Genomic DNA, 24326 nt, shown 5'->3' with positions numbered 1-24326 from the left:
ATTTAGTATTTTATAGTTTTTAATAATTAATATTAAAAACTATTTAAGATTAATGTGATTCAATTACTCACTTTTATTTATATATTATAAAATAACATTTATTTGTTTCATTATCTAGTAATAAATAATGAGTATTTATTACTAGCGTCATCTGTTAAACTTTAAACATCTGTTATTTTAAAGAAATTATCTTCATATTGCAAGTTTATAGTTTCTATAATCTCTCGCATACTTTTTTTCTTCACACACCATTTTTCAGCTTCTTTTCTAGCAGCTAACAAAATATCTGTATCATTGAGCACATCTGCAATTTTTAGATCAGGTAAACCGTGCTGCATTGCCCCAAAAAATTGTCCTGGTCCACGAAGACGTAAATCCGCTTCAGCCAGCACAAAACCATCGCTTATTTTTTCCATAAGGGAAAGTCTTTCCTTAGTTTTACTGCTTTTACTATCAGATAATAATATACAATAGGATTTATATGATCCTCTGCCAACACGGCCTCTAAGCTGATGCAGTTGGGCAAGGCCAAAGCGCTCTGCACCTTCTACTACCATGATAGAAGCATTGGGAACATTCACCCCTACTTCAATGACTGTAGTGCTTATGAGTAAATTAACCTTATTAGTAAAAAAGTCCTGCATTATTTTACCTTTTTCCTTTGCAGATAATTTACCATGCAGTAAAGCACAATTAACATCTTTAAAAATGCCCGTACGTAATTCTTCAAATATTGCTTCAGCTGATGCAGCACCGACATTTTCAGAAAGCTCTATTAAAGGACAAACAACATATGCTTGCCTGCCTGCTTTTATTTGTGCCAATACAAATTGATAAACTTTTTCACGAGCATTTTTAGTACGCAAAAAAGTGCGTATGTTTTTACGCCCTGGTGGAAGCTGGTGTATTACAGACACATCCAGATCTCCATATACTGTCAACGTCATCGTCCGCGGTATAGGTGTAGCTGTCATAACCAATACATCTGGTGTTTGTTCAGCTTTAGTTTCGAGACGGGCCCTTTGGGCAACACCAAAGCGATGCTGTTCATCCGTAATTACTAAACCAAGCTTAGCAAACTGTACCTTATCCTGAATGAGCGCATGGGTGCCGATTATTATCTGCCATTCGCCATTTTTAATATATTGCAATGCTTCATTATGTTCTTTTGCAGAAAGGCTGCCAATCAAAAGACCAACTTTTATACCAAAAGGGTTGAGTAATTTATTAAAATTGTCAAAATGTTGTTTTGCCAGCACTTCAGTTGGTGCCATCAACGCACCTTGCCAGCCATTTTCCACTGCTTTAACCAATGCCATAACAGCAATTACGGTTTTACCGGAACCTACATCACCTTGTAAAAGGCGTTGCATAGGTCTTGTTGATTGCATATCAAGACATATTTCATTCCATACTTTTTCTTGGTCATCTGTCAATTTAAAAGGCAGTGCCTTATAGATTTTTTTCACAAGATTGCTATTGGGTAGACAGCGAATACCTTGTTTATTTTGACTGTTTATTTTACGCATATAAATGAGTCCGCATTGTATCATAAAAAGTTCTTCAAAAATAAGCATTTCTCGTGATTCTTTTATGTCATTTTTAGTCTGCGGAAAGTGAATTTTGCGTAAGGCATCTGTTTTTGATAGAAGATGATATGCTGCTATTATTGATCTATCTAGAGCGCAAGGTATATTATCAAGGGTGGACAATACATTTTCTAATACACTGCGATAAAATTTAGGCTTTATCATGTCAGGGAGCGTATATAAGGGGAGAAATTGACATTGGTTATTATTCGTATCGTCAAGTAAAAAATAGGAAATAACTTGTTTAATGCATAGTTGACCATAGCCATTATAAGCATAACCTGTTTTTCCTCTCACAAATAAAGACATCCCAGGTTTTAAAGATCTCTTTAGGAAAGGCTGGTTAAACCATATGACTTGTGTCGTCCCAGTACCGTCATGCAATATGACTGTAATTATTTTCATTCCCCTATGTGATGTTTTTTCCTGTACATTTAAGATTGAACCTTTTATATTGACTGTCGCATCAGGTTCAATTGCATTTATTGCCGTTATTTCACTTTGGTCACTATACCGCTTGGGATAATATGTCAAAAGATTGTATATATTTCCTATGCCAATTTTTTTTAAAGCCTGTGCTTTCTTGGGGCCGACGCCTTTTATATATTGGATATTTTCTCTAAAATTCATTTCATCACCATATAATAGAAAAAGGATTTAAATAAACAGTAGAGGGCATAATACAAATTGCGTATCATGCCCTCTATTTGCAGCAATATGCCGCGTCTTAATCTTCTTTATGTTTTTTTGCTACAGTCGTCTTGATGGAAAGGTCACGTAACTGTTTATTGTCAACATCAGAAGGTGCCTGTGTCATCAAGCAAGAAGCACTTTGTGTTTTCGGAAAAGCAATTACGTCACGGATAGATTTACGTTTAGCCATAATCATGACCAAACGATCAAGTCCAAAGGCAATACCGCCATGAGGTGGAGTTCCATACTTGAAAGCGTCAAGCATAAAGCCAAATTTTGCACGTGCCTGTTCAGGTGTAAGGCCAATAGCTTCAAATACTTTTTCTTGGAGATCGCTATTGTAAATACGAAGGCTGCCGCCACCTATTTCAGTGCCGTTCAAAACCATATCATACGCTTTTGCTTTTACACGTCCCGGGTCTGACATAAGATATTGGACATCTTCATCACAAGGTGCTGTAAAGGGATGATGCATAGCTTTCCAGCGCTTTTCTTCTTCTTCGTATTCAAACATTGGGAAGTTTACTACCCACAGGAAAGACAATTTATCGGGATCGATAAGATTTCTACGGCGTCCCATTTCAAGACGAAGTTCACCTAAAGCCTGTGCAACAACTAAAGGTTTATCAGCTACTACCAACAGTAAATCGCCGGTTTTAGCACCAGTAGCTTCTTTAATTTTATTAAATGTTTCTTCCGAATAAAATTTCTTAAACGGTGATTTTATTTCAGAATCAGTATATTGGATCCATGCAAGACCTTTAGCTCCATAATTTTTGACATATTCAACAAGGCCATCAAGTTCACGACGGGGAATATTTGCATAACCTTCAACATTAATGACTTTAACTTGTCCACCATTTTTCAGAACTGATTCAAATACCTTAAATTCAGAACCACGTACATATTCGGAGATATCCATCAGTTCCATGCCAAAGCGTAAATCAGGCTTATCGGAGCCGAACCGGTCCATTGCATCCTGCCATGTCATGCGCAAGAACGGGCCAGTAACTTTAGAAGCAATGGCCTTATCAAAAAGTTCGATGACCATATTTTCCATAGTGTTTAATATATATTCCTGATCTATAAATGACATTTCTATATCCAGCTGCGTAAATTCTGGTTGACGATCTGCACGCAAATCTTCATCACGGAAACAGCGGACTATTTGAAAATATTTTTCGTAACCGGCCAGCATAAGAATCTGCTTAAAAATCTGCGGTGACTGAGGTAGCGCATAAAATTTACCAGGATTCAAGCGACTGGGAACAAGAAAGTCACGAGCACCTTCTGGTGTGCTTTTAGTGAGCATCGGTGTTTCAATTTCCAAAAAACCGTTTCTATCAAAATAATCACGCATAATTTTAGTAACGCGATGACGCAAAATAATATTTTTTTGCATTTCAGGACGACGCAGATCAAGATATCTGTATTTTAAGCGTAATGTTTCGTCAACATCTATATTGTCCTGAATATAGAATGGAGGCGTTTGGGCAGTATTTAATATGCGAAGTTCTTCACAGTAAATTTCCACTTCACCTGTCGGCATATGCGGATTAATGGTTTCAGCCGAGCGTAGTGACACGCGGCCACGTACTGCTATGACATATTCAGAGCGTAATGATTCAGCTTTAGGAAAAGCCTGTTCTCCCATCTTATCTTCAGCGAAGACAGTTTGTACAAGACCGGATCTGTCACGTAAATCAACAAAAATAAGTCCGCCATGATCACGGCGTCGTGACACCCAGCCGCATACTACAACTTCCTTGCCCGTATCATCTTTGCTAATTTTACCGCAATGATGTGTGCGGGACATACCTTCTAATGTTTCCATTATTGTTTATTCACCTCAAAAATAATCTTATCTATTAATGCAGCAAAAGGCACTGCCATCTGTTCACTATCTTTCATATTACGTACAATTGCATTTGCCGTGGCTAATTCATTATCACCAATGATAACAGCATATTTTGCACCATTTTTATTGGCTTGTTTCATTTGAGATTTCATACTGCGCCCTGCATAATCCATAAGTGCAGATAAATTATTGCTGCGTAGCTGCTGAAGAATTTTAATTGCAGCTTGTTCTGCCTTTTTTCCTAAAGCGATAATAAATACATCGCAGGCAGAATTCTGTACAGGCAAAAGTTTTTGTGTTTCAAGAGCCAATAATACACGTTCTAAACCGGTAGCAAAACCAACCGCCGGTGTAGAATCACCACCGCATTCTTCAATAAGGCCGTCATAACGACCGCCACCCAAAATAGCACTTTGTGCTCCTAACGGTAGATATTTAAATTCGAAAGCAGTTTTTGTATAATAGTCAAGGCCGCGTACTAAATGTGAATCAAGGACAAAATCAATTCCTAAGTTTGTCAATGATTCCTGGAGTTCACTGAAATGACTGGCACAATCATCACATAAATAGTCCGTGATTTCAGGGGCACCCTCAGCCAATTCCTTACAATGCGGGTTTTTACAATCAAGTATGCGCAAAGGATTACGCGTATAACGTGACTGGCAGTCCTTACATAATTCAGCAAATTTATCTTTAAAGAAAGCCTGTAATTTTTCTCTATAAACAGGGCGGCATTTAGGACAACCTACTGAATTTATTTTCAAAAGAATATCTTTTAAACCCAATCCCTTTAATAAAGCATCCCCCAGGCTTATTACTTCGGCATCAATCAGTGGACTTTGTTCACCAATGGCTTCCACGCCAAATTGATGGAACTCGCGGTACCTGCCAGCTTGCGGTTTATCATAGCGAAACATTGAACCGATATAGAAAAATTTATTAATACTGCCATTGGCATATAATTTATTTTGCAGATAAGCCCTTACAACCGAAGCCGTATTTTCCGGGCGTAATGTGATACTGCGTCCCCCTCTATCGGGAAATGTATACATTTCTTTTTCTACTACATCAGTAGTTTCTCCTATGCCGCGCATAAATAGTTCTGTATGTTCAAAGATAGGTGTCCTGATTTCATTAAATCCATACAATGCACAAAGCGTACGTATTTTGTTTTCCAAATACAGCCACTCATGTATGGTATCAGGCAATATATCTTTAGTCCCACGTGGGACAGTTGTAAGCATAAGTATCTCTCCCTATTTTCCATAAACTTCCTGCATTAAAGAAACGCGTCGACCAATATAGCGGTCAACACTTTGCAGGTAGGTTCTCAAATCTTTTGGATTGAATAAAGTTTTTAGATATGCGCATGAAGGTGCTACTATCTTAGTTGATGCATTACCACCTATTCCTAAGATAGTCTGCCGTTCACTCATTATTTGGATATTATAGGTACTGGCCGCTCCGGGGTGGCAATAGCCAGTATTTTCAAGTTGTCCGCTCATATACCCTTGCCTGTATAAATAATAAGGCGAATACCCTGCCTGTAATAACAGACTTTCCGTTTCCCTTGCCATTTCACAAGCAGTTTCATCATCGGGTAGATGGACAGAGGCTAAACAATCTTTTAAATTTGAGCCTTTTTTTATAGCTAAAGCATGGACTGTTATATCATCGGGATTCAGCTTGACGATTTTACTTACCGTATCATGTACATCAGCAACAGATTCTCCCGGTAAGCCCAAAATAATATCCATGTTTATTTTTACTTTACCGGCTCGCCGTATGCTATTATAGACGTCTATGATAGCTTGGGGAGTATGTTTGCGACCAATGAGCTGTAAAGTTTTTTCCTGCATTGTTTGGGGATTTACACTCAGTCTTGTAACAGCATGCTTTAGCATCAAAGCGATTTTTCCCGCTGTTATTGAGTCAGGGCGCCCCGCTTCCACTGTATACTCTATGGTGTCATCGGTACGAAGATCCTTTACATATTTTAAAAGCCGCGCAAAATATTTTTCTGGCAAACTAGTCGGTGTACCGCCGCCAATATAAATATTTTGTACTTTCAAATTATAAATATTTATAATTTCTTTTAAAGATAGTACTTCCTTATAAAGTGCCTTCATAAAAGACTCAATAACATTATCAGCAGGCAGTATATTAGACGGAAAAGAACAATACAAACAGCGTGTCAGACAAAAAGGAATACCTATATAAATACTTATGGTATTCCGATCAGAAGACGCAAGCATAGGTAGCTGACGATATGAAGTGTCTGTCAGCAATATTGCTTTTTCCGCAGACACAGCATAATCAGCGGCCAGCCTTTTAATAATATTTTCTCGACTCATTCCACTACTGATATAACGGTGCACAATCTTCGACGGACGGACACCATGCAATATTCCCCACGGTGCATTAACCTGACCAAATTCTTCTGTCAGTAGATAATATAAATTGAGCTTTATCAAGCGGTTTTCTGAAGCACGGGGATTCTCGTCCTGATTGGCAGTGCCAGTCCTTTGCCGTAATTTTTCTTCACTATTTTTTAGCAGGCGAAGTTCTGTAATGACCGTTAAAGCAGCATCATTTTTTACATAATTAGATATTTCTATCATATCGTAATCAGCTGGATTATCTGATGTTATCCGTATTTTAAACAGAAGGAAAATCTCTTTTATAATTTTATGGACAATTTCCTTCTCACTGTTGATTACGAGTTTATTTACAATCAACCTTTTTCCTGACATTTATGACAGTATCCATAAAAAGTGACTTGATGGTCAATTATCTTAAACTTGCTTTTTTCCATTATATCAACTTCAAGATCTTCTAATAAGTCATCGGCAAATTCAGCCACTTTACCACATTTCAAACAAATCAAATGATGATGTCGATGTGCATCAGGATTAGCTGTATTTAATTCATAGCGGCGGCAACCGTCACCAAAATCATTCTTTTGCAAAATTGTAAGTTCCGATAAGAGTTCAAGGCTGCGATAAACTGTAGCCAAACCGATGTCATAGCCTTTATCGCGTAAAATATAATGAACGTCTTCCGCACTTAAATGTTCTCCAGGGTTTTCTACAAAAACCTGTAAAACAACTTTTCGCTGCGGTGTAATTTTATGATGAGGGCTTTGCAATTTTTTCGTCAAATCATCAATGGTAATTTTTTTACCCATAATATAAGCCCCTTTCTCTGAGTAATCTACCATGAATAGTACTATCAACTAATTATTTTACCAAAAAACATTATATAATACAAAGTATTTTTTGATTTTCATATAAAGTGTGCAAATAGACCATATTCCAATATAAAAGGTCATTGCTTATTATAGCAATAGTTTGCTCATCGAAGCAATAATTTGTTTATTGATACAAGCTTTTATTTATCAACTAATATTGTTTAGCATACAAAAAAAAGACTGCTACAAACTATACAAGTTTTAACAATCTCTGAACTATAAAGTTTAAAGATAGCTTCTATGATAAAAATAGTACAAAAGCTTACTAATAAATAGGTTATTGCTGGACAGCCTGAAATAACAGACTGTCCATTTTATCAGCTCAAATTTTCAAATTTGTTTTAATACGATTTACGGCTTTTAAGGTATTTTCCTTATCGCCAAAAGCAGTAAGACGGAAATAACCTTCACCCGAAGGGCCAAAACCTGCACCGGGAGTACCAACAATATTTGCTTCATGCAGAAGCTTGTCAAAAAATTCCCATGATTTCATTCCATTTGGTGCTTTCAACCAAATATAAGGTGCATTAATCCCGCCAAAATATTTTATACCTACATCATCGAGCCCTTTGCGTATCGTCAAGGCATTATCCATATAATAATTAATGGTTTCCATTATTTGTTTTTGTCCTTCAGGACTCAATACTGCTTCAGCTGCGCGTTGGACAATATAAGCTGTACCATTGAATTTTGTAGTATGGCGGCGGTTCCATAGAGGGTTAAGTGCCTGTTTCTTACCACTCTTAGTATAACCAAACACAGTTTTAGGAATGACCGTATAACCGCAACGCATTCCTGTAAAACCAGCAGTTTTGGAAAAAGACCTAAATTCTATAGCAACATCACGTGCTCCGTCGATTTCATAAATAGTTCTCGGTACATCACTTTGGGTAATATAATAAGAATAAGCAGCATCATACAAAATAATAGCATTGTTTGTTTTTGCGTATTGCACCCATTCCGCCAGCTGTTTCTTAGACAAAGTAGTACCAGTAGGATTATTAGGACAACATATATAGATCATATCAACATGTTCTTTAGGAAATTCTGGAACAAAATCATTTTCTGCCGTACATGGCATATATACCACTTTTTCAAAAATGCCAGTGGCTTCCTTGTAAAAACCAGTTCTTCCTGCCATGACATTCGTATCCAAGTATACCGGATAAACAGGGTCTGTTATCGCTATGATATTATCGTTACCAAAAATTTCCTGAATGTTACCACAATCACTTTTGGCTCCATCGCTCACAAAGATTTCATCAGCAGCTATCTGGGCACCGCGTGGGGCATATATTGTCCGTACAATGGCTTCACGTAAAAAAGCATACCCCTGTTCCGGGCCGTATCCGCGAAAAGTTTTAGCATCAGCCATCTCGTCTACAGCTTTATGCAGTGCGTCGATCACTGTCGGTGCCAATGGTTGTGTGACATCACCTATCCCTAGACTGATTACATCAGCTGATGGATTTTCTTTTTTAAAAGCACTGACTCTACGCGCTATTTCAGCAAATAAATAGCTTCCCTGCAATTTTAAATAATTTTCATTTATCAATGTCATAAACTCACACACCTCTTATTTAAATCTTATAAAAAAAGCTGCCATAATTCAAATTATGTACAGCTTTCTCATTCAATATTATTTTACTGATTTTCTTTTGCAACAGCAACCAATTTTGTAAATGCCGCAGCATCATTAATCGCTAAATCGGCAAGCATTTTGCGGTTTACTTCAACATTTGCTTTAGTAAGCCCATAAATTAAACGGCTATAGGAAATACCATTGATGCGGGAAGCTGCATTAATACGAGCAATCCACAATTTACGGAAATTACCTTTTTTGGCGCGACGATCTCTTCTTGCATAATACAAGGCTTTCATTACAGTTTCATTTGCTTTTTTAAACTGCTTACTTTTTGACCCTTTATATCCTTTGGCTAACTTTAAGATTTTTTTATGACGTGCATGCGCCGTAACGCCTGTTTTTACTCTTGGCATCTATATTCCTCCCGAAATTTTCTATTAAGCATATGGAAGCATTCTGCGAACGCGTCTATGGTCAGCTGATGTAATGATGGCAGCTTTTCTAAGATTGCGTTTGCGTTTAGGTGACTTTTTTTCCAATATATGGCTTTTAAAAGATTTATTGCGTTTATATTCGCCTGTACCGGTCGCAGTGAAACGTTTTGCTGCCGCACGGCGTGTTTTCATTTTTGGCATTATTAATTTCCTCCCTTAATCTGCTTTGGTGCTATAATCATGATCATATTTTTGCCTTCAAGTTTCGGCATGCGTTCCACTGTAACAGACTCGGAAAGCGTGTCAGCCACTTTAAGCAGCAATTCACGGCCAAGTTCTGGATGCGACAATTCTCTGCCGCGAAACATAATCGTGACCTTGACCTTATTACCATCATTTATAAAACGTAAAGCATTTTTGGCTTTCACATCGAAATCATGCTGTTCGATGTTAGGACGAAGCTTTACCTCTTTTATCGTTATGACTTTTTGCTTCTTACGGGTTTCTTTATCACGTTTTTGCTGCTCATAACGGTATTTACCAAAATCCATTATTCGGCATACCGGTGGCTTACCCTTCGGTGCTACTTCAACTAAATCAAGATGAGCTTCTTCAGCACGTGCCAGAGCATCTTTTATAGACATTATGCCCAGCTGGTTGCCAGTTACATCAGTCACACGTACTTCTCTTACGCGGATTTCTCCATTAATTCTTAAAGTATCTTTACTAATATCTAATCACCTCTACAACTAAAATATATAACATATGACAATAAAAAAAGGCGGCACACTGCCACCTTCTTCTCTGCAAAATATTAAACCCGGTTGACTACACATCATCAGGTGAGAAGCGGTGGCTCCTACTTAAATAATGTATATACTATATCATGTAAAAAAAGTATTGTCAAATATCTTTTGTATTTCTCAATAAAATAATTTTCCAAATAAATATTTTTTCTAAACAAAATATTTGTTAAAGATTTAATAAATACAAGCGTATAAGTTTGCATATATACATGCTTATCGTGTCAAATTTTAAGCAATTGATTTATTTTTAACATATTTTATGGTATTCTAGTTACTTGAAAGAATATAGTATTGAGGTGGATTTTTTGGATTATTATTTATCAGTATTGAAATATCCCTACTGGAAAAAGATACTGGCGGCGGTTATGCTCGCTTTATTTGTATTAAATCTGCAGAGTACACCGGCAGCAGCTAAAAAAGTAAAGGCCAAAGTTATATTATATGTACCGCATGATAATCGACCAATCTCCGACAAACAGACTGCGGCAGTGGCCGAAAAGGCGGGCGTAGTTGTAAAAGTACCACCTGAACAACTCTTAGGCAACCGCACAGCACCTGGTGATCCTGATGGACTCTACCAATGGGTAATAGACAATGCCCGCGATGCTGATGCAGCGGTAATTTCCTCTGATGCGTTTCTATACGGAAGTTTAGTAACATCCCGCAAGCATGATATTGATAGAAACACCGTTTTAAAAAGAACCGACCATTTTGCTTCTATCCATAAGAGTTATCCAAATCTTCCTATATACGTTTTTTCTTCCATAATGCGTACGCCCAAAAATGCTGCAGCTTCAGGAACAGAAGAACCATCATATTATCAGACTTATGGTGATAGTATCTTCCAATATACAGCATTACTTGATAAAGACATTTCGCAAGGTCTTACAAACAATGAAGAAAAACAAATGTTGCAATTTCGTCAAAATATACCTCGCAACGTAATGGATGATTGGATGTCAAGAAGACGTAAGAATTTTGATGCCAATAAGTCTTTAATTGAACTAACCCGTAATAACATCATCAACTATCTTGTAATTGGCTGCGATGACAATGCTCCTCTTTCACAAACTCATAATGAACGTGTTATGCTTAGCAATGTGGCACAAGGCTTATCTTCAGATAAGTTTCTTATTGCCCCGGGCGTAGACGAAATGGGTTTGCTGCTCATAACGCGTGCTATAAACAAAATTTACAGCAGCGCACCATTTGTCGCGATCGCTTATGCTGATGGTTACGGTGGAGCGACGATTCCTTCTTATTCAGATGAACCTATTGATAATTCAGTTCGCTCAGAGATTTCTCTTGTAGGCGGACGCCCTACCAGTTCAATAAAAGGTGCTTCAATGATTTTACTGGTAAATACCAATGTCAGTGGTACAACTTATGAAGCAAGTGAAGATGTCAATTCTGCTTATCCGCGTGCAAACACCAATTCCTTTATAAATATGGTTCAAAATTATTTAAATGCTAAAATACCTGTTGCCATTGGCGATATAGCTTTCTCTAATGGTGCAGATAATGCGCTTATGGATACGTTGCTGAAAAAAGATCTTTTGTTCAGACTCAACTCGTATGCTGGTTGGAACACAGCTACTAATAGTACGGGATGGGCCGTTGCCCAAGGTCTGTTGTCACTGCGTATGAGTCCTGAAAATAAAAATCAACTTTTGGTGACACGCTATGTTGACGACTGGGTTTACCAGGCCAATGTACGCCAGACAATTGCCAGAATGCTCAACATATTTCCAGGCAGAGGAACAAAACTTTCACTAGGCGATAAAACTGGACCTGCACAAACTGATGCAGAAGAAATGGTGCAAATCTTTTTAGAAAAACATATGCCGTTCTTAGGCATCAACTCTGTGAAGATAGACTTCCCTTGGGACCGTTTGTTTGAGTCAGATATCCAAATTTCCCAAAATCCTGATGAATTTACTAAAAGGTTTTTCAAAAGCTATAAATAAATTCTCGTATTATAAGGTTTTTCCATTGTGGGGTGATGATGCATTATGCTGGGAAGAGGAAAAACTAGATTCCCCTTTATTTTTAAAAAATGTGGTTACAATTTATTAGTGTTGTTACTGGCAATATTTAGTAAATCTACACCAAAATATCAAAAGGGGCTTATCCTTTTTGTCATTTTATACATTGTGAGCCCTATCGATTTTATACCAGATAGTATCCCTATTGCCGGTTTTTTAGATGACGCTGTTTTGGGATCAGCCGTACTGACTGTTGTAATCGGTCTTTTACCAAAAGACGTCAAAAGTACATGTTGCGATAAAGCCGACCTGATAATAGAAAAAGCTCCTTTGATATTAATTGTTATGGCTATAATTCCCATAGCAGTGCTTGTTCTAATAATTATATCTATAGGAAAATTATTTTCTTAATGAACTAGGAGGTTAATATTTGCGTTTATATATAGCGGAAAAACCCAGTATGGGTAATGAAATTGCTAAATGTCTAAAAGGTCCGCTAAAAAAACATGACGGTTACTTGGAAACGGCAGACGGTATAGTCACTTGGGCTTTTGGCCATATTTTACGACAGGCTGAGCCTAATGAATACAATACTAAATATAAAATCTGGAAGGCACAAGACCTACCAATCATCCCGGAAAAATGGCAGATGATCATTGATGCCGCGTGCCAAAAACAGTTTAATATAATAAAATCACTTATTGAAAAAGCCGACGAAATAGTCCATGCAGGCGACCCTGACCGCGAAGGACAGTTGCTAATCGATGAGATATTAGATTATGTCAATAATAAAAAACCAGTCAAGCGTATTTTATTAAATGCCCTTGATGAAAAAAGTATAAAAAAAGCTAATGCTTCACTTCATAATAACACAGACTTTCTTCCTTTAAAAAAATCTGCATTGGCAAGGGCTAGAGCAGATTGGCTGATAGGCATGAACCTTTCGCGTGCCTATACTTTAGCTGCCCGCAGGGCAGGCCATAGTAGATTAGTTCTTCCTGTTGGCCGTGTAAAGACACCTACACTTGCCTTGGTAGTTCGCCGCGAACGTGAATTAGCTGATTTCAAACCAGTTGATTATTATACATTGAAGGCTCAGTTTGAACATCAAAATGGGGATTTCTGGGGAACATGGAAAGCTAAAGATATGCAGCCGGGGCTTGATCATGAAGGCAGGCTTGTCGATGCAGTAGTAGCTAAAAACCTTCTGGATAAATTTGCTAAAACGGACAAAAAAGCTTTTGTAAGCACCTATAGCAAAACAGAAAAAAAGGAAGGACAATGCCTGCCCTTTTCTCTTTCTGCTTTGCAGGTGCTCGCAGGAAAACGTTTTGGCTACGAGCCGCAGCAAGTCCTCGACACTGTACAAAATCTTTACGAAAGAAAATTAACGACATATCCACGTTCTGATTGTGAATACTTGCCGCTTAACCAATTTGCCGATGCAAAAACTATTCTGCATAATTTGCAGCTGTGTGGTGAAAAAAGGCTGCAAGAATGGGCTGGTAATGCTGATACTAAAATAAAAAGCAAGGCATGGAATGATAAAAAAATTTCTGCGCATCATGCGATTATTCCTACACAAGTCAAGGTAAAATTTACTTCATTGACTGATGTGGAAAAAAATATTTATTTTCTGCTTGCCCAATGTTATATCGCCCAATTTTATCCACTGCACATATATGAACAGACGAAACTATCAGTTAATTTTAGCGACGAAATATTTCAGACAACAGGTCGCGTAGAAAAACAGCATGGCTGGAAAATCCTTTATACTGCCGAAAACAAAAACGGTAATGATGAAAAGGATGACGAAAAGATTTCGCTTCCGGCAATGCGTAAAAACGACATTGTAACTTATTTAAAAGGTATATCTGAAAAGAAAGCAACTAAGCCACCAGTGCGTTTTACCCCGTCAACACTGCTTGCCGGTATGAAAGAAATACACAAATATGTAAAAAATGAAGCGACGAAAAAAAAGCTTCGCGCCATATACGGAATAGGAACAGAAGCAACACGTGCCTCTATCATAGATGACTTAATAAAACGAAAATTTTTATCTGCGCATGGTAAAAAGAAATACCTTATACCTACACCAAGTGCATACATGCTGGTAGATGTCCTTCCAGATGAACTGCTCTACCCTGATTTCACGGCAGTGTGGGAAGAATATTTGAACAGCATGGCAAAAGGTGAAGGCACTCTTGAAGAGTTTTTAATAAGACAGGAAAAATTTACTTCACTGCTTTGCCAAAAGGCTTACGATGTTATAATGCCGGTGGAGGGAAAATATGTCTGCCCGCAGTGTAAAAAAGGTATTCTTGTTAAACGCAACGGGAAAAACGGTGCGTTTTGGGGTTGCTCCAATTATCCACGTTGCCATATGACCTGCAATGACAAAAACAATGAACCTGATTTTACCGCGCATGAGACAAGACAAAAGAAGGCAATTTCTACTGGTATGATCTCAGCCCAAGACCTGATTTTACGGGAAAAAGAAATTACTGTGCAAAAAGGAAACAGTCAGGACAAAATTTATTTATGCCCACATTGTAAAGAAGGAAAATTACGGAGAATACGCGGTAAGAATGGTTATTTTTGGGGCTGTTCCAACTATCCGCACTGTACTGCTAATTTTGACGATATAAATAAAAAACCTGCATTAGGGAATTGATTTTATTATAAGCAGGATTTTCCACTTTCTGTTTTGAACTATATAAGAAGGTGTATATTGGCATATTCAGCATATAATTTTGGAGGTGAATACCTGCGCACGCAGGTACTTATTGGATATTTTTTCTATTTTCCTGAAGTTTTTACTGGTCTTTCTTTTAATATTTATGAATGGATTTTTTGTTGCTGCCGAATTTGCTATAGTAAAAGTCAGAGCAACAAAATTGGACATTTTAATTCAACAAGGGAACAAACGGGCTCGTTACGCAAAAATGCTGACAGACCATATGGATGCTTCCCTGTCCGTTACACAGCTGGGAATAACGCTTGCTTCCCTTGGTCTTGGCTGGGTGGGGGAACCGACAGTTTCTGCGCTGTTAGAACCTCTTTTAAAGTTATTTAACCTCAGTCCGACTATCAGTCATTCAGTTTCGCTTTTAGTAGGCTTTATCCTTATAACTGCGTTTCATATTATTTTAGGTGAATTGGCACCAAAATCAATGGCTATCCATAAAGTAGAACCGGTAATAATGGGAATAGCGTTACCAATGTTTATTTTTCACAGGGTCATGTACCCCGCTGTATGGCTTTTGAACCATGTAGCCAACTGGGTTATAAGACGTCTGGGGTTTGAACCGGCAGCTGAAGAGGATGTGGCACACACAGAAGACGAAATACGTATTTTGATGGAAGAAAGCCATAAACACGGTTATATTGATAAAACGGAACTGACTTTTGTTGATAATGTATTTGATTTCGCTGATAGGAATGTACGTGAAATAATGATTCCGCGTACCGATATGATTTGCCTTTATCTCGAAGATTCAGCGGACGTAAATATAAAAACTGCGTTGGAACAGCATTTAACACGTTATCCTATCTGTAGAGAAGATAAGGATAACATAGTTGGTTTTCTGCATATTAAAGACTTACTTCGTTCTTTATATATTGGCAAAAAGCCTGAGCTGTTATCCTTTATACGTCCTGTCCCCTTTGTACCGGAAACAATGCCGATCAGCAATTTATTGCATACCATGCAACAGCATCGCGTACAATTGGCCATTGTCGTTGACGAATATGGCGGAACAGCAGGCATGGTAACAATAGAAGATATAATTGAAGAAATCGTCGGTGAAATACAAGACGAATTTGATGAAGAACGCCCTTTCATAGAAAAAAGGGGAGATCGTCTTTATTCTGTAGACGGGCGAATGCTGCTCACAGAACTTGATGATATTCTACAGGTAAAAATAGATGCCGAAAACATCGATACTGTTGGCGGCTGGTTAGCTACACGAGTTGATACACCGCCTCGCGTAGGCCAAAAAACCACATTTGGTGTCAATGCTTTCTTTGTCGAAGAAGTAGAAAATATACGTATTATACGTGTCCTTGTAAAAATTGGCACCGAATTAAGTGAAGAACCCGATGAAATAAAGGTTCAACAGGAGAAACTCTAAGGTGGGTACTAGGCCGCTTTTTGAAAAAATACTTTACTTTTGCTTTGTAATTATCTAAAATAATAGAGTCTGGTTTCAGGGAAACTAGCTTCAGTTCAAGAGAAGCTATTATATTTGCTTATTATGTCTTTATTAATAATTGATGGGAGAGTGGGAAAATGTTAAAATCCATTGCGGTATTGACCAGTGGCGGTGACAGTCCGGGAATGAATGCAGCAACCAGAGCGGTTGTTCGTACTGCCGTTTTTGAGGGTGTTAAAGTATGGGGAATTTATAATGGCTATCAGGGAATGATTGAAGATGACATCCATGAACTTACTTCCCGCAGTGTTAGTGATATCATACAACGTGGCGGCACTTTCCTTGGAACTGCGCGAAGCGATGAGTTTAGAACAGAAGCAGGGCGCAAAAAGGCATTGGCAAATTTAAAAAGCCATAATATCGAAGGATTAGTCATAATAGGCGGGGATGGCAGTCTTACAGGCGGTGCACTACTGAGCAAGCTTGGTGGAATGCCTATTGTCGGTCTTCCTGGAACTATTGACAACGATGTTTGGGGAACTGATTATACAATTGGTGCTGACACAGCAGTGAATACCATTCTTGATGCTATAAACAAGCTTCGTGATACGGCATCATCACATCGCCGCATAATTGTTATAGAAGTTATGGGCCGCAAATCCGGTTGGTTGGCTATGATGTCTGGTATAGCCGGAGGCGCCGAATATATCTTGGTGCCGGAAGCAAAATTCAATATTGACCAGATGTGCCAAGACCTAAAGAAATCCTATACCTCTGGCCGCCGTTACAGCATAATTGTTGTTGCTGAAGGTGCCGGAAGCGGTATTGAAATTGGTAAACAAATTGGAACAAAAACTGGAATTGATACACGCGTATCTGTTTTGGGACATATCCAAAGAGGTGGCTCACCAAGTGTTGAAGACAGGCTAAAGGCCAGTATTCTCGGTGAACGGGCAGCACTTGCCGTCATTTCTGGTGTTTCTAATGTAGTATTTGGTTTTAACTCCGGCAAGGTCGTCAGCATTGACTTATTTGATTCAGTCAATAATACTAAAACGCTTGATCCGGAACTTGTCCGTCTGGCGCGTGTTTTAGCTTAAAGTTGTGAAAAGCCGGTATGACTTTGTCATATCGGTTTTTCAATGTAAAAGATAAATAGCTTTTCTTTCTGTATAATATGTGATATTGATATAGAGAAATGTATTTTGTATTTACCTTACTTCAGACTATTATATTTTTAAATGGTAAGGGAGGGAATCAAGATGATAACGACAATTACTCATCGCGTCAACTTTTTTGATACGGATGCTATGGCAGTTGTACATCATGCCAATTATATAAAATGGTTTGAAATAGGCCGCGTTGATTTTTTACGTAAAGCTGGTATAACTCTTACAGAAATGATGGATGATGGATATGTGTTCCCTATAACAAATGTAAGGGCAAAATATATATCAGCTGGTCACTATGATGATATATTATCTATCAAAACACTTCCTGTCGCTCTCACAAAAGCTAAAATGGAATTTAATTACGAAATCATTCGAAATAAAGACAATACGCTTTTGGTAAAAGGTTATACGCAAAATGTTTTCACCCATAAAGCAAGTGGAAAAATTACCCGCTTGCCCGATAAATATTACATTAAATTACAGCAAGCATTGAAGTAAAAATCATACTAATGTTAGGGAGAGGATTAAATGCAATCTCACGCACCAATTGGTGTATTTGATTCCGGTTCAGGTGGTTTGACTGTCGCAAGGCAGCTGCATAAAATTTTACCAGGTGAAAACATCCTTTATGTGGGCGATATGAAACGTATGCCGTACGGTCCCCGTGAACCACAAGAAATAATAAAATTTATGGGCCAGTTTTTAAATTTCTTTACAACAAAAAAAGTGAAGCTGGCTATTTTTGCCTGCAATACTATGACTTCATGGGGATATGAGAAAGCTATCGGCAACACTGTTTATCCTTTAGTTCCTATGAGTACAGCAGTAGCTGAAGCGGCATCACTTTCTCCCCATAAGACAATTGGCGTCATAGCAACTGAAGCTACGGTAAAAAAAAGATTCCATGCTGATATGGCGGCGAAGATTGATAAGGACATAAAAATCTACGCAGTTGCCTGTCCCCAATTTGTTACCCTCATTGAAAGCGGGCATATCAATGATCTTATTTTAGAAAACGCAGCAGCATATTATATGCAAAATTTCACTGGTAAAAATATCGAATCACTGATTTTGGGCTGCACGCATTATCCTATTATCAAGGACATTCTCTCTAAACATATTGAAGTCGGTATAAAATTAATTGATCCTGCCGTTAGCACTATAGAAAAAGCTGTAAGTGTCATGCAAAAAAACAACATGCTGAATCCTGCTAAAACCGGGGGCCGCATGGAGTTTTTTTTCTCGTCTGCACCTGACCATGCTGCCCATATGGTAAAGATCGTCATGGGCATAGATAACCCATTTATTAATAATATAGATTTAGATAGGTTTAATTGATTTTGGAGGTAAATCAATGCAAATTTTAGGCATCATTTTAGTTGCTTTAATCATTATCATCGGTTTAATTTATCTGTCCTGGAAAAGAATCGGTGATGCTGATATAAAATTTTATCTTGAGAAACATACGCCTTTCGTTTTGGCGGAAGCAGAAAAAAGCCGCGTTATATTTACTACTACATTTGAGGTGGCAAATATAGGCAAACAATGTGCTACAATAATGGACTGTTTTGTACGTTCACAATTACCATATGAACAATTTGATAAAGTTGAAGTTAGAGGAAAGGCCCAGCTAGCGGGAGTGCCACGTGATGACGATTATTTCGAGGCAGTATTAATCCAAAAACATGAGAAAATTGAAATAGTAATAAAAATCGAACTTACAGACAGAAACGCTGGTGATATAAAGAAAACTCTAGAGCATACAGTTGATATCCCTGTTGATGTTGTTTATCAGCATACGGCGCGCCATGAAGCTTCTTTGTCGAAAAAGCGTCTTGTCCTGCCAGCAAAAGAAATTGCTTCTTTATTGAACATAGAACTTATCAACTGATATTACTATGGAGGATTGATACTAATGAGCGAAGTGGAAATAATCTCTGTTCCGACAAGAATACTGACGGAAAAAGATGATATTATTGATACTATAGAAAATTACACGAAAGGGAAAATCACAGAAAATGATGTTATCTCTGTAGCGGAAAGTGTCGTGGCTATAACGCAGGGAAGATTTGTGAGACCGGAAGATTTGAAAATATCCAAAACCGCTCTTTTCTGTTGCCGCTTTATTCCAGATTATGGCAGTTTGGCCAGTCCACACGGCATGCAGTCATTAATGGATGTTGAGGGAAAATGGAAAGTGGCATCCGCCTTATTTTTCGGTTTTATAGCTAAGTTATTTGGCAAGAGTGGTTGTTTTTATAAATGGGGTGGTGAACAAGCCGCACTTATCGATGATGTTACGGGCACTATGCCTCCTTTTGATAAATGTATAGTTTACGGTCCTGATGAACCGAATGAAGTTGTAAAAAGGCTTAAGGAAAGACTTAAGTGTTTTGGTGCAGTTATCGCCGATGTCAATGATTTGAAAAGATCACGCATCGTCGGCATTACCAAAAATGTAGATGGTGACAAGGTAGCCAAGTTGTTACTTAATAATCCTTTTGGCAATGCTTCACAGAAAACACCAATCGTCATAATTAAAAATTTTAAACAATATCAGCAAAAGTAAGAAAAGCGTCGTGGCAAAAGAACAATTTGTCCGACGCTTTTCTTTCGTAATTTACATATTTTGTGTTATAATAAATTGTTATGCTGTTTAACCTAAAAGCATTTACAGTACAAGAAAATTATGCGCACTGACCAAATAATTATAATACAATTAAAGGCTGGCTCAATTGTAATTTTCATTCGTCTATTTGTCCGGAAACGTCCAAATCAGAGAGGGGAGAAGCTGTATGTTTACAATCTTTTTAACCTGTGTATTTTCTACGTTAATTATCGCTTCTATATTGTTTGCCATATTTTTTAGGCAGCTTTTTCCCAAATTTATCAAAAGGCATATCTGCTTAAAAATTTTCCTTTTTAATGTTTTTTTATTGCTACTGCTTTTTTTCAGTAAGTTCATACAAAATGAGACAGCTACCTGGTCAGCATTTCAGCAGCTTATTATAATAATATTTGTATCTGAATTATTTTTTACCGCTGCCATGCTGATCTTCAATGGTATCAGCAGATTGTATGCTGCTTTTATTACCAAACCTGTCAACAAATCAAGGCGAAATTTTTTAATGAAATCAGCTCTTATTCCTGTTGAAGGAATTGTTTTATATGGCAGTTTCATAGAAAAAAATCATATTATATTGAATAAATATAATATCCCCATAGCTGCGGCTAGTACATGGAAGGGCCTAAAGATAGCGCATTTGACAGATGTCCACATGGGCAGTTATTTCTCCCTTGCCAAATTAAAAACAACGATGGAACGGCTGGTTGCATTGGAACCTGATATATTGGCTGTTACTGGTGATATTTTCGATGACGATAATACAAACGAAAAATCCATTGCCCTTATTGGCCAGTATTGTAATAGTTTTAAACATGGTATTTATTATTGCTGGGGAAATCATGAATATATGCGCAACATGGATGTTATCAGAAATAGCCTGGCAAAGACAGATATTCATGTTCTCGAAAATCAAAACATTACTATAGAAAATGGTAAAGATAAATTGACCTTGATTGGCGTTGATTATCCACGTGACCGTACCCATTTTACACAATTGGGCACAGAATATATGGAAAAGGCACTTGTTGGTGTACCGCAGGATTCACTCAAAATATTATTGGCACACCACTCTGATTTTATTGACAATGCTTTTGCTAATAATATAAATTTAGCACTCACCGGCCATACACATGGCGGACAATTCGGCCTCTTTGGCTATCCACTTTTTCCAGGCTTTAAATACGTAAGAGGTATGTTTGTCAATAATGGCTCCTACGGTTATGTAAGTACAGGCGCTGGCAGCTGGTTCCCATTCAGGCTGGGCTGCCCACCAGAAATAACTCTTTTTACAATTGTTTGAACTTTATTTAAAAATTCTAGGGGGCTCTTCATGGAAAGATTTGACGGGCGAAGTGAAAATGAGCTTCGCCATGTAAAAATTACAAGACACTATTTGAAAAATCCAGCTGGTTCCGTTTTGATCGAACTAGGTGATACAAAGGTCATTTGTTCAGCTTCAATAATACAACAAGTCCCTAAATTTCTAAAGGGCACAGGAACAGGCTGGCTGTCAGCCGAATATTCACTTCTTCCCGGTTCTACGCAAACACGGGTGGCCAGAGAATCCGTACGCGGCAGAATAAGCGGCCGTACACAGGAAATACAACGCCTTATCGGCAGAAGCTTACGCAGTATAATGGATTTAAAAGCACTCGGTGAAAAAAACATAATTATTGACTGCGACGTCATTCAGGCAGACGGTGGTACACGCACTGCCGCTATTACGGGCGCTTTTATCGCACTTGTCGATGCCATGGAAAGTATTTACGATCCACACTGTATATTTCCCGTAAAAGATTTTTTAGCTGCTACCAGTGTAGGCGTAATAAATAAAGATGATGTAATTTTAGATCTCTGTTATGCGGAAGATAGTCATGCAGTCGTTGATATGAATGTTGTCATGACGGGCAATGGTGAGTTTGTGGAAATACAAGGTACAGGGGAAGAACATCCTTTCTCCAGGCAGCAACTCAATGCCCTGCTGGAAAAAGCTGAAAATGGTATCAATAAATTAATTTCATACCAAAAAAATATTTTAGGAAACAGACTTGGATGGAGGATAGGCAGAGAGCCATAAATAATGAAAACAATTATTATCGCTACAAAAAACAAGGGAAAAGTAAAAGAGATGGAAGCGGCATTTGACGGACTTCCTATAATCGTTAGGGCACTTTCTGAATTTGGTGAATTACCAAGTGCCGTCGAAAGCGGCCAAACTTTTGCAGAAAACGCACGTATAAAGGCAGCATTTTATGCAAGGCTCACAGGAATGGCTTGTCTTGCTGATGATTCTGGTTTAGAAGTAGATGTACTTGACAAACAGCCTGGTATTTATTCAGCCAGATTTGCTGGCACACATGCCAGCGATGCAGAAAATAATAATAAATTACTTAATGAAATGAAAAAAACAGGTTCTTCTTCATCACCTGCGCGCTATAAATGTGTTCTTGCTTTTTTTGATGTAAACGGTGAAATATTGCAAAGTGAAGGAACATGTGAGGGAATAATCAAAATCCAGCCGAGAGGTGATAACGGTTTCGGCTATGATCCCTATTTTTATGTTTGTGGCGGACAAAAGAGTATGGCAGAAATTTCTCTGGCAGAAAAGAACGTAATAAGCCATAGGGGAAAGGCAGTAAAAAAGATGAAAAAATTACTTGCTGAATATCTGTCATGATAATGGGTGTTATGAGCGACAGCCATGGCAACACCATTGCTGTGAAAAAAGCCGTGGAAAAAGCTCCACATGTAGATTTATGGCTGCATGCAGGAGATTATGTACAAGATGCCGTATATCTGGAAAAAATTACGTCTGTTCCTGTTATGAAAGTGGCTGGCAATGGTGACTGGAATAATACTGAGGTTGCAGAAGACGAATTTTTCATGGTAGAAGGAAAAAAGATTTGGCTCACGCATGGGCATAAGTATCAGGTAAAATGGGGTATAGATTATTTACGTGAGTTGGCGCAAAAAAATTGCGCAGATATAATTATCTTTGGGCACAGTCATATCTATCTTGAAGAATACCAAGAAGGCAGATTATTTTTAAACCCTGGTAGTGTTTCTTTACCACGCGATGGCAAAGAAGGCAGTTTTGCAATTATAAATTTTTCTGTAGATAAAAATTTATTCCAAGTAAACAGGTATACAATCTAACAATATTTTAAATTTATAACTGATCAGACAGTTTATAAATATTGTAAAAGAGAAAATGAATCCGTTTCACCTTTTATAATCTGCAATTACTTGCCGTTAAAGGCTTGAAAGCATTTTAAAAATGTGATAACATTTACTTCATTGGGGACATTATATTCTAGGAGGGTTTATATGCGTACTATACAGGTAGAACAAATTACACAAGAAGTTGCACAGATGTGTAAAGAAGCTGCTTACTATTTGCCTGAAGATGTTTATGAAGCATTAAAGAAAGGTAGAGAAACTGAAGAATCTCCTGTAGGCCGGGATGTTCTGGACCAAATCATCAAAAATGCTGAAATTGCCAAAACTGAAGATCGTCCTATTTGTCAGGATACAGGCATGACAATCGTTTTTGTTGAAGTTGGACAGGATCTTCACATTGAAGGCGGCGGTCTTAACGATGCCATCAATGCAGGAGTTGCCAAAGGCTATACAGAAGGATATTTGAGAAAATCAGTAGTTGCTGAACCACTGTTTGATAGAAAGAATACCCAAAACAATACCCCAGCAATTATCTATACAGAAGTAGTACCGGGTGATAAATTAAAAATCGAAATCGAACCTAAAGGTTTCGGCAGTGAAAATAAATCTGGCATAAAAATGCTTGTTCCCGCAGATGGTGTCGAAGGTGTTAAAAAAGCTGTTATGGAAATCATTTTGCACGCAAGCTGCAATCCGTGCCCACCAATGGTTATTGGGGTAGGAATTGGCGGTACGATGGATAAGGCTGCTTATTATTCCAAACGGGCTTTACTGCGTCCACTTACTGTCCGCAACGCTCATCCCAAATATGCGGCACTTGAAAAAGAACTTTTGGACTTGGTAAACAAAACCGGTATTGGCCCGCAATTGGGTGGTACAACATCTGCACTTGCCGTTAACATTGAATGGGGACCTACTCATATAGCTGGTTTACCTGTTGCTGTAACAATTTGCTGCCATGCGACACGTCACAGTAAACGCGTATTATAATAAT

Annotated in this window: 23 protein-coding genes; 14 read left to right on the top strand and 9 right to left on the bottom strand. The window is 38.0% G+C overall.

Going from position 1 to position 24326, the window contains the following annotated elements; translation table 11 throughout:
* Window positions 1–161 precede the first annotated feature (161 nt).
* From recG to infC, 9 genes are all read right to left on the bottom strand, one after another.
* Window positions 162–2219 carry an ATP-dependent DNA helicase RecG gene (gene recG / locus EDC37_RS05725; protein WP_132548836.1) on the bottom strand — a complete coding sequence of 686 codons (2058 nt, stop codon included), beginning with the start codon at window positions 2217–2219 and terminating at the stop codon, window positions 162–164.
* Between the two features lie 97 nt (window positions 2220–2316).
* A complete protein-coding gene (aspS, locus tag EDC37_RS05720; protein ID WP_132548834.1) occupies window positions 2317–4116 on the bottom strand; it encodes an aspartate--tRNA ligase in 1800 nt (599 codons plus the stop codon).
* A complete protein-coding gene (hisS, locus tag EDC37_RS05715; RefSeq protein WP_132548832.1) occupies window positions 4116–5384 on the bottom strand; it encodes a histidine--tRNA ligase in 1269 nt (422 codons plus the stop codon). Before hisS ends, aspS begins: the two co-directional genes overlap by 1 nt.
* Window positions 5385–5396: 12 nt before the next feature.
* Window positions 5397–6893 carry a coproporphyrinogen dehydrogenase HemZ gene (gene hemZ / locus EDC37_RS05710; protein ID WP_196589849.1) on the bottom strand — a complete coding sequence of 499 codons (1497 nt, stop codon included), beginning with the start codon at window positions 6891–6893 and terminating at the stop codon, window positions 5397–5399.
* The gene (locus EDC37_RS05705) at window positions 6875–7327 is read right to left on the bottom strand and encodes a Fur family transcriptional regulator (protein WP_132548830.1); all 453 of its coding nucleotides are present in this window, start codon (window positions 7325–7327) and stop codon (window positions 6875–6877) included. Before EDC37_RS05705 ends, hemZ begins: the two co-directional genes overlap by 19 nt.
* Window positions 7328–7712: 385 nt before the next feature.
* Window positions 7713–8951, bottom strand: coding sequence for an LL-diaminopimelate aminotransferase (locus EDC37_RS05700; RefSeq protein ID WP_132548828.1), 1239 nt, complete (start codon window positions 8949–8951; stop codon window positions 7713–7715).
* 83 nt (window positions 8952–9034) lie between these two features.
* Window positions 9035–9388 carry a 50S ribosomal protein L20 gene (rplT, locus tag EDC37_RS05695; protein WP_132548826.1) on the bottom strand — a complete coding sequence of 118 codons (354 nt, stop codon included), beginning with the start codon at window positions 9386–9388 and terminating at the stop codon, window positions 9035–9037.
* A 24-nt stretch (window positions 9389–9412) separates the two neighbouring features.
* Window positions 9413–9610 carry a 50S ribosomal protein L35 gene (rpmI, locus tag EDC37_RS05690; protein WP_132548824.1) on the bottom strand — a complete coding sequence of 66 codons (198 nt, stop codon included), beginning with the start codon at window positions 9608–9610 and terminating at the stop codon, window positions 9413–9415.
* Between the two features lie 2 nt (window positions 9611–9612).
* Entirely contained in the window at window positions 9613–10086 is a 474-nt protein-coding gene (gene infC / locus EDC37_RS05685) for a translation initiation factor IF-3 (RefSeq protein ID WP_414153132.1), read from the bottom strand.
* Between the two features lie 434 nt (window positions 10087–10520).
* Here infC and EDC37_RS05680 point away from each other — a divergent pair, with 434 nt between their 5' ends.
* The 14 genes from EDC37_RS05680 (at window position 10521) to EDC37_RS05615 (ending at window position 24322) form a co-directional block, all read left to right on the top strand.
* Window positions 10521–12182 (top strand): DUF4127 family protein, encoded by a 1662-nt coding sequence (locus tag EDC37_RS05680; RefSeq protein ID WP_132548820.1) that lies wholly within the window; start codon window positions 10521–10523, stop codon window positions 12180–12182.
* Between the two features lie 45 nt (window positions 12183–12227).
* Window positions 12228–12611, top strand: a complete 384-nt coding sequence (locus tag EDC37_RS05675; RefSeq protein ID WP_132548818.1) for a YkvA family protein — start codon at window positions 12228–12230, stop codon at window positions 12609–12611.
* A gap of 19 nt (window positions 12612–12630) precedes the next feature.
* A complete protein-coding gene (locus EDC37_RS05670) occupies window positions 12631–14874 on the top strand; it encodes a DNA topoisomerase 3 (RefSeq protein WP_132548816.1) in 2244 nt (747 codons plus the stop codon).
* A 112-nt stretch (window positions 14875–14986) separates the two neighbouring features.
* Window positions 14987–16333, top strand: coding sequence for a hemolysin family protein (locus EDC37_RS05665; RefSeq protein ID WP_132548814.1), 1347 nt, complete (start codon window positions 14987–14989; stop codon window positions 16331–16333).
* 158 nt (window positions 16334–16491) lie between these two features.
* Window positions 16492–17454, top strand: a complete 963-nt coding sequence (pfkA, locus tag EDC37_RS05660) for a 6-phosphofructokinase (RefSeq protein ID WP_132548812.1) — start codon at window positions 16492–16494, stop codon at window positions 17452–17454.
* Window positions 17455–17616: 162 nt separating this feature from the next.
* Window positions 17617–18024: an acyl-CoA thioesterase gene (locus tag EDC37_RS05655; RefSeq protein WP_132548810.1), complete on the top strand. Its 408-nt coding sequence runs from the start codon at window positions 17617–17619 to the stop codon at window positions 18022–18024.
* Window positions 18025–18054: 30 nt separating this feature from the next.
* Window positions 18055–18864 (top strand): glutamate racemase, encoded by an 810-nt coding sequence (gene murI, locus EDC37_RS05650; protein WP_132548808.1) that lies wholly within the window; start codon window positions 18055–18057, stop codon window positions 18862–18864.
* 16 nt (window positions 18865–18880) lie between these two features.
* Entirely contained in the window at window positions 18881–19417 is a 537-nt protein-coding gene (locus EDC37_RS05645) for a hypothetical protein (protein WP_132548806.1), read from the top strand.
* A gap of 24 nt (window positions 19418–19441) precedes the next feature.
* Entirely contained in the window at window positions 19442–20095 is a 654-nt protein-coding gene (locus EDC37_RS05640) for a coenzyme F420-0:L-glutamate ligase (RefSeq protein WP_132548804.1), read from the top strand.
* 559 nt (window positions 20096–20654) lie between these two features.
* The gene (locus tag EDC37_RS05635; RefSeq protein WP_165874467.1) at window positions 20655–21452 is read left to right on the top strand and encodes a metallophosphoesterase; all 798 of its coding nucleotides are present in this window, start codon (window positions 20655–20657) and stop codon (window positions 21450–21452) included.
* A gap of 30 nt (window positions 21453–21482) precedes the next feature.
* The gene (gene rph / locus EDC37_RS05630; protein ID WP_132548800.1) at window positions 21483–22229 is read left to right on the top strand and encodes a ribonuclease PH; all 747 of its coding nucleotides are present in this window, start codon (window positions 21483–21485) and stop codon (window positions 22227–22229) included.
* A gap of 3 nt (window positions 22230–22232) precedes the next feature.
* Window positions 22233–22829, top strand: a complete 597-nt coding sequence (locus EDC37_RS05625) for an XTP/dITP diphosphatase (protein ID WP_132548798.1) — start codon at window positions 22233–22235, stop codon at window positions 22827–22829.
* On the top strand, window positions 22826–23308 hold the full coding sequence (locus EDC37_RS05620) for a metallophosphoesterase (protein ID WP_132548796.1): 483 nt from the start codon (window positions 22826–22828) through the stop codon (window positions 23306–23308). Before EDC37_RS05625 ends, EDC37_RS05620 begins: the two co-directional genes overlap by 4 nt.
* A 171-nt stretch (window positions 23309–23479) precedes the next feature.
* Window positions 23480–24322: a fumarate hydratase gene (locus EDC37_RS05615; RefSeq protein ID WP_132548794.1), complete on the top strand. Its 843-nt coding sequence runs from the start codon at window positions 23480–23482 to the stop codon at window positions 24320–24322.
* The last annotated feature ends 4 nt before the right edge of the window (window positions 24323–24326 follow it).

The organism is Pectinatus cerevisiiphilus, from assembly GCF_004341685.1.
Lineage (GTDB): Bacteria > Bacillota > Negativicutes > Selenomonadales > Selenomonadaceae > Pectinatus > Pectinatus cerevisiiphilus.
The sequence above is the reverse complement of the archived record's forward strand: the minus strand, read 5'-3'. Positions and strand labels throughout refer to the sequence as shown.